Genomic DNA, 9127 nt, shown 5'->3' with positions numbered 1-9127 from the left:
CTTTGAGAGCGATCTGCCAAAGTAGTGTTGGGTATTGCACCATTGTGGCGTCGTTCGCCGGCCCATCTTGTGCTCCGCTCAACCGATGGCGACCAAAAGGATTTGTGATCGCCACTCGGCTTGCAGCTAATTTGAACGTATTCTAGTTGGTGAAGCTCGCCACAGAATTTCTACAACGATTTTGCCGCACGATGTCGTCCATAGAAGTCAGGGTTAGCGTCTATGGGGGGCGACATCTTCATTGAATATGGCGATGGTTCATACCTGCCACACAACGCCAGAGTACGCAGGTTAGCGGTCCATGCTCTTAAAGAAGCGAGCGCTCTTTTGGAACGCGCGGTAATGGAAGAGACATGCGACCGCCCCGGGAGCGAAGGCCAAAACCTCAAGTCGAAGGCAGAACGCGCTTGCCTACATCTAATAAAGAAGTAGCCCGATCTGCTGCCGTTTAGCTAACGCTCTTAGCAGACGCCTTCTGCTCCCTGCGCTTTGCAAGGCGCTCGAGATGTTCCGCTGTCGGCGGCAAAGCCCTGCGCGCCTCAATTTGTGCGGCTCGTCGTTCGGCCTTGACTGCCAAGCGAGCGGCTTTCCGTTCGGCAAGCGCCTTCTCTCGCCTGTTCTGCTTCTCTTTCTGGTAATCAACAAATGACTGCTGGCCGTTTTTGGCGACGTCCTTGTCCTTAGCCTGCGCGGCCCGGAAGGATGCGAGCAATTCAGCGTCATCGATACCCGGCGTACAAAAATAGCGCTCAAATATCTTCATGTTGAAGTCGAGGACAGGTCCATTGATGTGGCGACGGTCAGGAATGAATTGGTTGTCGAAAGCGTACAAAACGATATCGTAGCTCGGGAAGTAATACAGGTTCTCGTCACCGTCCTTCGTTTCTCTATAAAACTCGTCGACGGCGGCGCGAATGATCGACTTCGACGCAGCGTTGGCTGAGAGACAAGAAATCGGACGGAAGGATGCGGCCAAGGGGATCGGTGAGACTGTAATCACCACTTTAGCATTTGGGTTGTACTTCGCGATCAGCGCGCGAATGTTGCAGATGTTCATCTTTGTTTCCGCAAAACTGGCGACGCGGAATTTGTGTCGGGCCGGGTCGAGCTTCGCCTTTGGGGGCGCTCTCCAGAAGACCTCTCCGGTTGGCTCGTCGTACCAGATCTCCGACAGCCCGAGAGTGATGATAAAGACCTCGGCGGCATCAAATAGGGCTTTCGTAGCAAGACGGGCTTCCTCGGAGTAGCCAAACTCCTCGTGGTTATACCCCTCCCACATGGCCTCGGTCGGGAAGACGTTCTCCCAGGCCCACTCGAATTGCTGCCGGATCGCAGATGTGTGGACGATGCCGTCACCCATCTTCGTGACGTAGGCCTTATTGTCCTTCTTGGTCAGGACATTGTAACCCCGAGCGTCCAAATAATTGCTGATATTAATGGCAAAGCAAGACCCAAATGCAACAATTGGGGTGTCCCTGGCAACAAACGGAACCGCTGGCATGAAGCCTTTTGTCAGATACCGATCAACAACGTAATCTTTTTCCAGAGAGTTATTGTCTGGATATAAGGACGGACGATTGCTGTAGCTGGCACTGATCTTACGTGCCACGCCATCTGAGACCAATTCCAACATGCTCACGTTGATCTCCTGAAGATTGCAGCTGCGGTTAGATCGCCGGTTTGTTGTGCATCTTAGGAGACGAACCACAAGCCTGCGAGTGAGAAATCCGAACTTGCCCAGAGCGGCGCAGACTGTGTCGTCATGAGCACAGGGCGAGCCGTCGACGACACACACCACAATCGGCTCCTAGAGGCCGACGATTAGGATTCCACCGCTCGCTTAGCTGTCTTCCGAGTGCTTTTGTTCCGAGCGACCCGGTCGCCGCCCCCCTAATCACGGCCGACAATCCCTCCGGTCCAGTCAGTTTCCGAATATTTCCAGTGAGTAACGGCGGCATCGAAATGCGACCATACGGTCTTTGCCTGTGATCGTGCACCGTGCGAGACTGAGTGATGGGGTCACACGCGAGCGATCCAATCGCTCAAATCCCGGGGATAAAAGTGACGAAGATCCAGACCACACTGCAGCTACCGAATTTAGCTACGTGACCCGATAATTTTCGTTGAGTATCTCAATTTAAACAGAAAAACAGGATTGGTGCCGCAAGAGGGATTCGAACCCCCGACCCCCTCATTACGAAACACAAGCTCTACGCTTCACTAGGTACCATAGGCGCTTACCGGGCAGCAAGAGCCGTTGATTTCGTTGACGATTATGGAGATACCCTCTCACTTGAGAGTCAGGAAAGCCACTGACATCATCTCGTGCGCTTACCATGTGCTTACCGGCGGGGATCAATGCGCCTCACGAACCAGTCTGCCGCCGCGCTGCAGCTTCCGCTGGGCAAAGACCGCCTCGTCGTCTTCGATGACGACCTGCCGGGGTTCGGTCTTCGGATAAGTGGGGGCGGCTCCCGGCAATGGGTAGTGCAGTACCGGAACGCCCTCGGCCAGACGAAGCGCGAGAGCCTGGGCAGGGTCGGGCTGCTCTCGGCGACCGATGCACGCAAGGCAGCCGGCGAACGGCTCGCCCGCGCGAAGCTCGGCGAGGATCCGCATGCCGAACGGGCCAAGGAACGCGCCCGCGCCGCGATCACGTTCGGCCACGGCATCGAGCCGTACCTGACTGCTGTCACCCCAAACCTACGCCCGGCCAGCCTCAGCGAGGCCGCGCGCTACATGCGGGTGGTGTGGAAGCCGCTCCACCGGACGCCGCTCCACGCGATTGACCGCAAGCAGGTGGCGGCACGTCTCGCCGAGATCGCGCGGGATGCCGGTCCGTATGCGGCCAACCGCGCGCGGGCGGCGCTGTCGGCGCATTTTGCTTGGCTGATTGGGACCGGCGCCGCCGACATGAACCCCGTCGTCGGCGTACCCAAGCCCGCGCCGGAGGAGAGACGGGCTCGAGTTCTGACAGAGGACGAGATCAAGGCCGTCCTCGGCGCGTGCCGCGACGACGACTTCGGTCGGATTGTCCGGCTGCTACTGCTGACGGGCCAGCGGCGCGACGAGGTCGCTGGCATGGCCTGGGCCGAGATCGATCTGGTCGGAGCGGTCTGGAAGCTGCCGGCGGAGCGGGTGAAGAACGGTCTGCCGCATGACGTGCCGCTGTCCGGTGCTGCCCTGGTCCTACTGACCGAGGCCCCACGGCTCGAGGGTCGCACGCTAGTGTTCGGTCAGGGGGAGGGCGGATTCCAGGGGTTCTCACGGGCAAAGGCTGCGCACGACAAGCGATCAGGTGTGACGGGCTGGCGCCTCCACGATCTCCGTCGCACGGCTGCCACCGGCATGAACGAGTTAGGCGTGTTACCGCACGTGGTCGAGGCGGTGCTGAACCACATCTCTGGTCATCGCGCGGGCGTGGCCGGCATCTATAATCGCGCGATCTACGCGACCGAGAAGCGGACGGCGCTGGACCTCTGGGCTGCAGAAGTAACCGAGTTTGAAAAAACAGGGCGGACTATCCTTCCCGTTGTTGATGTCAAATCAACCTTTAAGTGAGTTTTGTAATGAATTGCAAAATTTATCGGTATATTCCCACTTAGATACTACTCGGTCGTGGGATTTATAGTCATGGTTATTGAAAATAAGCATCAGACACGTTTAGGCCAGACTGGCGCTTGCGACTGGTCGGAATCTTTATTGGTACGTAGGACACTGCTATGTACGTTCAAGTCTCGTCGCTATGGTATGCAATTGCAGACTCCGGCCGAATTAAATAGGGAGGATCTGACTGCGGCAACTAACTCAACGTACATCCCGTGCTTTTCTTAGAACCATTACACGGCATGCAAATGTTTTAGCAACAGGGCAGCTTGGCAGACTGAAGCTCACAGCTGAAACGTGAGGGCCGTAGCTATGTGCCCGAACAGCGGCGGTTTGAAGCTGTAGCTTGAAATATGACGAGTGTAACAATTTGGTTCATCACCTACCGTAAGGATAATTTTTGCATTGAAGCACATGTTGATTTGCACTATGAGATTTTAGGACCATGAGTTGGGCTCGTTGTAGGGTGCATAATATTAAACAGGTGTTTGTTTCTCGCAGTACAAACTTATAGGTCCTCCAATGTACAGACGAGTTCTTGCGTGCTTACCTTATCTTCCCCTTCTAGGGATTGCGGGGTTCACGCTATCAATTATATTTTTCACTTACGGCGCATATCTCCGTAGTGAATTAAATGATCATTATTTTCAAGACGGTGAAATAATCCCGGTTGTCCCGCAAAATCTAAATCTTGCTATTTTACTCTCATGTGGCGCGGTTTTAGGTATCTTTTCAAAGATCATATTTGATTTACTTGAAGCAACCGATGAATACATTGAACGTCTGCTAAAAAGCAAGCTCAGCATGTTTCGATCAGCTCTTCGTCTAATATTTTATCCTATTATTCTAACTCCTGTCGTTTTGTTGGCATTATATTCACGACTTGAAGCGAATTCGAGTGATTTGTTGAGCTTTTTACTTGCCTATCAGAGCGGTTTCTTTTTCCAAAGCGTGCTTGGAAGAGGCGCCGTGGCACCTTTATCTAAAGTTTGAGGTTTTTATTATGTATAAATCTTTGTTCTTGACTGTTTTATCAGTGCTATTTCTATCATATACACCTGTGTTAGCCCAGTTTTCTGAACTTCATGAAAAAGATCGCTTAGTTTCAGTGCATGCTCCCGCAGTGCGTGCATTATTGAATGATACTCCAACTATTAGATCGAAATTCCAGTCAATTCGCGTAAATCAACCACATGAAGCAGGAAGCCTAAACATATATTTGATCAATGCTGCATTAGATCTGAAGCAGATTGTTGATCAAGATACTAAACGTGCCCTAACAAACATTCGTCGAAACGCTAGAGCCGTACCTCCCGATAGTATTTTTATAGACAATGATCTTCTGTCGATTTTGGCGTACAATGCACAAATTGACGTTAATTATAGAGCAGAGTCAACCCGAGTTGGGATTGATTTACTTACGACGAAAAGGCGAGCCGAGGATCGGCCAATGACATCCTTTTTGATGGCACGATCAGGCAGAGTAGCCGGAATACTCTCTGACATAGATCGGTTTGAGGCTTTGTTTTCAAGGCGCAACAACTTACCAGACCCATTGATGCTTGGTCGGGCTGTTTCGTTGGCAGGACAAACTTTCAATCTTCCAGACTCCTATTTTGCCAGTAATATGTTTCTCGTCCAGGCGTCTCTTGCTCCGCTTTTATTTCACGAAGTCGGCCATTTGGTTGCTGGTTCAGAGGGTGATTTTTATTCACTCATCACTAATTTCTTCGACCGTCGAACACGAGAGAAGGTTCAGGTTTTAGAACAGAAAGCCGATGAATTTGCTGCTCGGGCAATCGCAGAACTCTATAAAGTACAAAAATTATCAGATGAATCTCTCGTGCGGATTTATCAGACCGTTTTTCTTCGTCAGCCTCCTATAGCGTCTATAAAATACATGAGAGACGACGCCCTAATTAAGCTATTCGACGGCTACCGAGGGCTGCATTACGAAGATTTATTCTTCCAAATTTATCATCGTGCATGCGGGTTAGTGTCTAACTCCTCATATGGAAACTCCCATAACATAATGTTTGGAAAATTTGGGTATGTTCCTATTCTAAGATCGCGCGAGAGAGAAGCTCTAAGGCAGCAACTGAATAGCTATCTAGCGTCAAGTACTCATGCTCACGGCATTATACGTAGTGATAAGTTCTTTGAAATGTTTCAAGCGAGCACCGGAGAAGATTTATCTGGCCTCAGCTCTTTGTATAGTGGCATGTTAAACCGCTTAATAAACGATGAAAAAGAACTTTTTCCTGACTATTTCCCGGCTAAGGGCCTTGGCGTGTCTTCGTCAAATGTGATGACGGCCCTTGGAGCTACTTATGTTGAAGAAGGTAAATCATGTGAGAGTTGTAAGATCGGGGAGCTACAAGATGGCTATGTCGAGGTATTAGGTGCAGATAATGATCTCGGTGTAATCAGGTTGGTGTACCGCAATTATCCCAATGCACAAAATCGTGTTGATGTTAGTATTATAAAGCTTTATGCTATGATTTCTGCAGTAAACAAAAGTGTTAAAGCAGATCGAAAATTTATGGAGAACATACTTTCAGTTACTCGGATTGAAAACGATAACTGTGGTTTCGCGGATACACTTCAGTTCCTTGGTGATACCACTATTGATATTCGCAGATCATTCAGCGAACGCGCGTTTATGATTACAATCATGGCCGGAAAGGATTTAAATGTCCATTTTCTTAAAGGAAAATACAGTCCGAAAGATCTTCTTTCTGAATTTGGCGTCAGAGGAATTATGCCCAACCCAGTTGTTCGACCGCAAGAGTTCATGAATAAATGATTTCTGGCTGATAAATCCGGTTGTTGAGATGATGAAATTCGTTCTACAATATGGCGATTGATAGTTTAGATGATGACATTGAACGTTTTCTCATGGTATTTCGCCAATATGTTAAAGTTTGATCATAATTAGGTTGATACCAGACTTAAATATTAAGATATATATTAGATATAGTTATTGTATGTGAAAATTTGAGCGTCAGTCAGCATTTATCATAAATAACAGCCAGTAATAATTACGACGCTACCCCGCTTTGAGTAGTTACCTTGCGGCTCTCAACCCATGCATCTAGATCGCCACGGCGGACACCTAGCCTGCGGGTGCTGATCTGTAGGAGTGTCGGCCCGATCCCTTCCTTGCATAGCCGGCGGAGTGTCGCTGGGCTGAGCCCAAGCTCGCGCGCGGCGCTCTGGAACGGGACGACGTGGCGAGCGGTAATCGGATATTTCTCCTCAGCCATTGCCGGACGCTCCTCGATTTCTGTCGCGCTTACGCAAAATCGCGTGGGCTGACGTCATCCCGCGATTGAGAATCGCAAATGCACGTAAGAGCGGACTTATCCGGGCATGTCCCCCCATTAGTCGCAAACCGCCTAAGTAGACACACGAGGCGGTGAGCCTCTGCCGTGGCGGCCGCATCCGCATCGATCGCCGCAACCGCCTTGGTGGTCTCGGGGCAGTCCGCTGGGACGCCGATGCTGTTGGCGAGGCGTCGACTGCGGTCCTGGCGGAGCGCGGATGCTTCGAGGCCGGCAGCGAGCGCCGCTAGGTCGAAGCCAGAAAGGTCGGGCCCGCTCAGCATGACGGCGCTCCGTGAGCGGATTCCATTGCCGCCATGACGCGGAGGACGCCCGTCTTGCCGGTCGCGTCCTGGATCCGGCGATAGGTCGAGAGCAGGTCGCGCTCGTCGGGCGTCACCTCCTCGAGCATGGGGTCCGCGAAGGTCTGCGGGTCTAAGGCGAGCGCTGTGGCGATGGCGGCCCGGCGCTCGAGCGACACGAACTCGTGGCCGCGCTCGTACCGGCTGATGCGCGCGTGGCAGACGCCGATCTCGGCGGCGAGCTCGCGCTGAAGGATGCCCTTGCGCTTGCGATGGTGGGCGATGAGGCGACCGACCTCGCGGTCGCCAGAATTGACGAGGCTCGTCATATCAGCGGTCCCTCTTGTAGGCGATTTCGGTTTTTGGGCAGCCACGGGTGGCCGACCGCTGCGGCGCGAACTTCTGGAAGCCGCGGCCCTGGAGACGGCTGGGGTTCCGGATGCCGAGGCGCGCGTCCTCGCGGCGCTTCGCCTGGCAGATGTTCTTCACGTCCTGTAGGGTCTTCGCCTTGTGGCAGGGGTCGCAGATGACCTGGCAGTTCTCGAGCGTCGGCCGGCCGGTGAGCCCGTCCGGGTCGATGTGGTCGTAGGCGAACTTCGTCTGCGTCAGGTCGCAGCCGCACCGCGAGCCATCATTGAAGACGAACTCGCACCGCTCGCCCGATCGCTTCCACGCGGCGCGGCGGACGGTCTTCGGGAACTCGCAGCGCTGCCGGCTCATGGCTTCACCCCGAGCGCCATCAGCGCCTCGTCGAGAAGCTCACCGGCCTTGGTGGAGAGCGCAGAATCCGTATCGGGATCCCGGCAGTCCTTACGGGCCGCCTTCATCGCAGCCTCAGCCTTGCCGATGGCGTTGATCGCCTGAGCGACCGCGCCCGCGCGCTTGATCCCACCGGGCCAGATGAAGGTGACGGACTCAGTCTCCTTCGCCTTCAGGGTGATCCAGGCTTTGCCGTCCTGCTCACGGAGGCCGAACTCGGCAGCGAGGGTGATGCTCATTGCACCGCCTCCGGAGCCCTGTGGCTTATTGCGGGTCCGGCGAACGCTTGGCGCTCCCCGGCCGCGTCGTGGATGGCCCAAGCCATCTTGCGAAAGCGATCGACCCTGCGCACGTCGGCGGCACACCGCAGGTCAAAGCCGAGGGCAGCGTTCACCGCCTCGTTGACCCGGCGCCAGTCTCCGCCAAGCACGTGGTCGCCACCAGCAATGATCAGCGCGTACAAGACGGCCAGGGACCGGGTCGTCGCCTTGCCGCTCTCGGCTTCAGCCAAGAACAGCGTCAGGACCGGATGCTGCTCTGCGGTCATGACCACACACTCCAGAGCCAGAGCGAAGCGGCCGGAACAGCGATCAAGACGGTGACGGCCACCACGAAGAGTGCCAGCGCGGTCATGTCGACGGGGGCGACGTTGTCGTTTGCGGGCATGGCTCAGGCTCCCGCGCAGTTGATGAAGCCGAGCTGATAGTCCGGCGTCATAGGCGGGAGGCTGGCTGCGATGGCGGCGCCGTGGGCGTGAGCGGCGACTACCAAGGGATCCGCGTTACGGACCCGGCAGGATGCGGCCATCTCGTTCTCGCTGAGGCGATTCCGTAGGGCGACAACGAGGGAGGCGACGCTGCCGTTCGCGGCTCCGGGCCCAGCGAGTGCTTCCGCGAACGCGGTGCGGGTATCCTCGACGGCACCTTCGAATGCCGCCCGCAGGCCCTCCACGGCGCGCTGACCGTTGCCGTTGTCGAAGGCCGCGCCGATGGCGCCCTCGAACGCCAGCTTGCTCACCGCCTGCATCAGAGCACGGGAGGCGCGGGCCGTGGCCTCGACCTGGAAAGCCAGATCCTCGGCGGTAAGCGTGGGGTCGGTATTGCGAAACGACGTGCTCATGGCAGCCTCACAGGGCGA

At 54.6% G+C, this 9127-nt stretch carries 9 protein-coding genes; 2 read left to right on the top strand and 7 right to left on the bottom strand.

All coding sequences use genetic code 11. The features are described from left to right. Window positions 1-448 precede the first annotated feature (448 nt). A complete protein-coding gene (locus FV220_RS13650) occupies window positions 449-1633 on the bottom strand; it encodes a GSCFA domain-containing protein (RefSeq protein ID WP_147832027.1) in 1185 nt (394 codons plus the stop codon). Window positions 1634-2358: 725 nt separating this feature from the next. On the opposite strand from FV220_RS13650, the gene FV220_RS13645 reads away from it, so the two are divergent. Next, window positions 2359-3561 (top strand): site-specific integrase, encoded by a 1203-nt coding sequence (locus FV220_RS13645; protein WP_246689459.1) that lies wholly within the window; start codon window positions 2359-2361, stop codon window positions 3559-3561. Between the two features lie 964 nt (window positions 3562-4525). After that, window positions 4526-6412, top strand: coding sequence for a hypothetical protein (locus tag FV220_RS13640; protein WP_147832023.1), 1887 nt, complete (start codon window positions 4526-4528; stop codon window positions 6410-6412). A gap of 794 nt (window positions 6413-7206) precedes the next feature. On the opposite strand, the gene FV220_RS13630 is transcribed toward FV220_RS13640, so the two are convergent. From FV220_RS13630 to FV220_RS13610, 6 genes are read right to left on the bottom strand one after another with little or no spacing between them, the layout of a single operon-like run. Beyond that, window positions 7207-7560, bottom strand: a complete 354-nt coding sequence (locus FV220_RS13630) for a helix-turn-helix transcriptional regulator (protein WP_147832019.1) — start codon at window positions 7558-7560, stop codon at window positions 7207-7209. Between the two features lies 1 nt (window position 7561). After that, window positions 7562-7951, bottom strand: coding sequence for an HNH endonuclease signature motif containing protein (locus FV220_RS13625; RefSeq protein WP_147832017.1), 390 nt, complete (start codon window positions 7949-7951; stop codon window positions 7562-7564). Further along, a complete protein-coding gene (locus FV220_RS13620) occupies window positions 7948-8229 on the bottom strand; it encodes a hypothetical protein (RefSeq protein ID WP_147832015.1) in 282 nt (93 codons plus the stop codon). Before FV220_RS13620 ends, FV220_RS13625 begins: the two co-directional genes overlap by 4 nt. Further along, window positions 8226-8537, bottom strand: a complete 312-nt coding sequence (locus FV220_RS13615) for a hypothetical protein (RefSeq protein WP_147832013.1) — start codon at window positions 8535-8537, stop codon at window positions 8226-8228. Before FV220_RS13615 ends, FV220_RS13620 begins: the two co-directional genes overlap by 4 nt. Then, window positions 8534-8656: a hypothetical protein gene (locus tag FV220_RS26405; RefSeq protein ID WP_281406090.1), complete on the bottom strand. Its 123-nt coding sequence runs from the start codon at window positions 8654-8656 to the stop codon at window positions 8534-8536. The genes FV220_RS13615 and FV220_RS26405 overlap by 4 nt, the downstream gene beginning before the upstream one ends. A gap of 3 nt (window positions 8657-8659) precedes the next feature. After that, window positions 8660-9109, bottom strand: coding sequence for a hypothetical protein (locus tag FV220_RS13610; protein WP_147832011.1), 450 nt, complete (start codon window positions 9107-9109; stop codon window positions 8660-8662). Between the last annotated feature and the right edge of the window lie 18 nt (window positions 9110-9127).

Source organism: Methylobacterium sp. WL19, from assembly GCF_008040005.1.
In the GTDB taxonomy this organism is placed as follows: domain Bacteria; phylum Pseudomonadota; class Alphaproteobacteria; order Rhizobiales; family Beijerinckiaceae; genus Methylobacterium; species Methylobacterium bullatum.
This window is presented reverse-complemented; position numbering and strand designations above follow the sequence as displayed.

Bases quoted from the DNA above. Each gene is read 5' to 3' on its own strand.
- FV220_RS13650 (WP_147832027.1), bottom strand. From the start codon at position 1,633: ATGTTGGAATTGGTCTCAGATGGCGTGGCACGTAAGATCAGTGCCAGC.
- FV220_RS13645 (WP_246689459.1), top strand. From the start codon at position 2,359: ATGCGCCTCACGAACCAGTCTGCCGCCGCGCTGCAGCTTCCGCTGGGC.
- FV220_RS13630 (WP_147832019.1), bottom strand. From the start codon at position 7,560: ATGACGAGCCTCGTCAATTCTGGCGACCGCGAGGTCGGTCGCCTCATC.
- FV220_RS13625 (WP_147832017.1), bottom strand. From the start codon at position 7,951: ATGAGCCGGCAGCGCTGCGAGTTCCCGAAGACCGTCCGCCGCGCCGCG.
- FV220_RS13620 (WP_147832015.1), bottom strand. From the start codon at position 8,229: ATGAGCATCACCCTCGCTGCCGAGTTCGGCCTCCGTGAGCAGGACGGC.
- FV220_RS13615 (WP_147832013.1), bottom strand. From the start codon at position 8,537: ATGACCGCAGAGCAGCATCCGGTCCTGACGCTGTTCTTGGCTGAAGCC.
- FV220_RS26405 (WP_281406090.1), bottom strand. From the start codon at position 8,656: ATGCCCGCAAACGACAACGTCGCCCCCGTCGACATGACCGCGCTGGCA.
- FV220_RS13610 (WP_147832011.1), bottom strand. From the start codon at position 9,109: ATGAGCACGTCGTTTCGCAATACCGACCCCACGCTTACCGCCGAGGAT.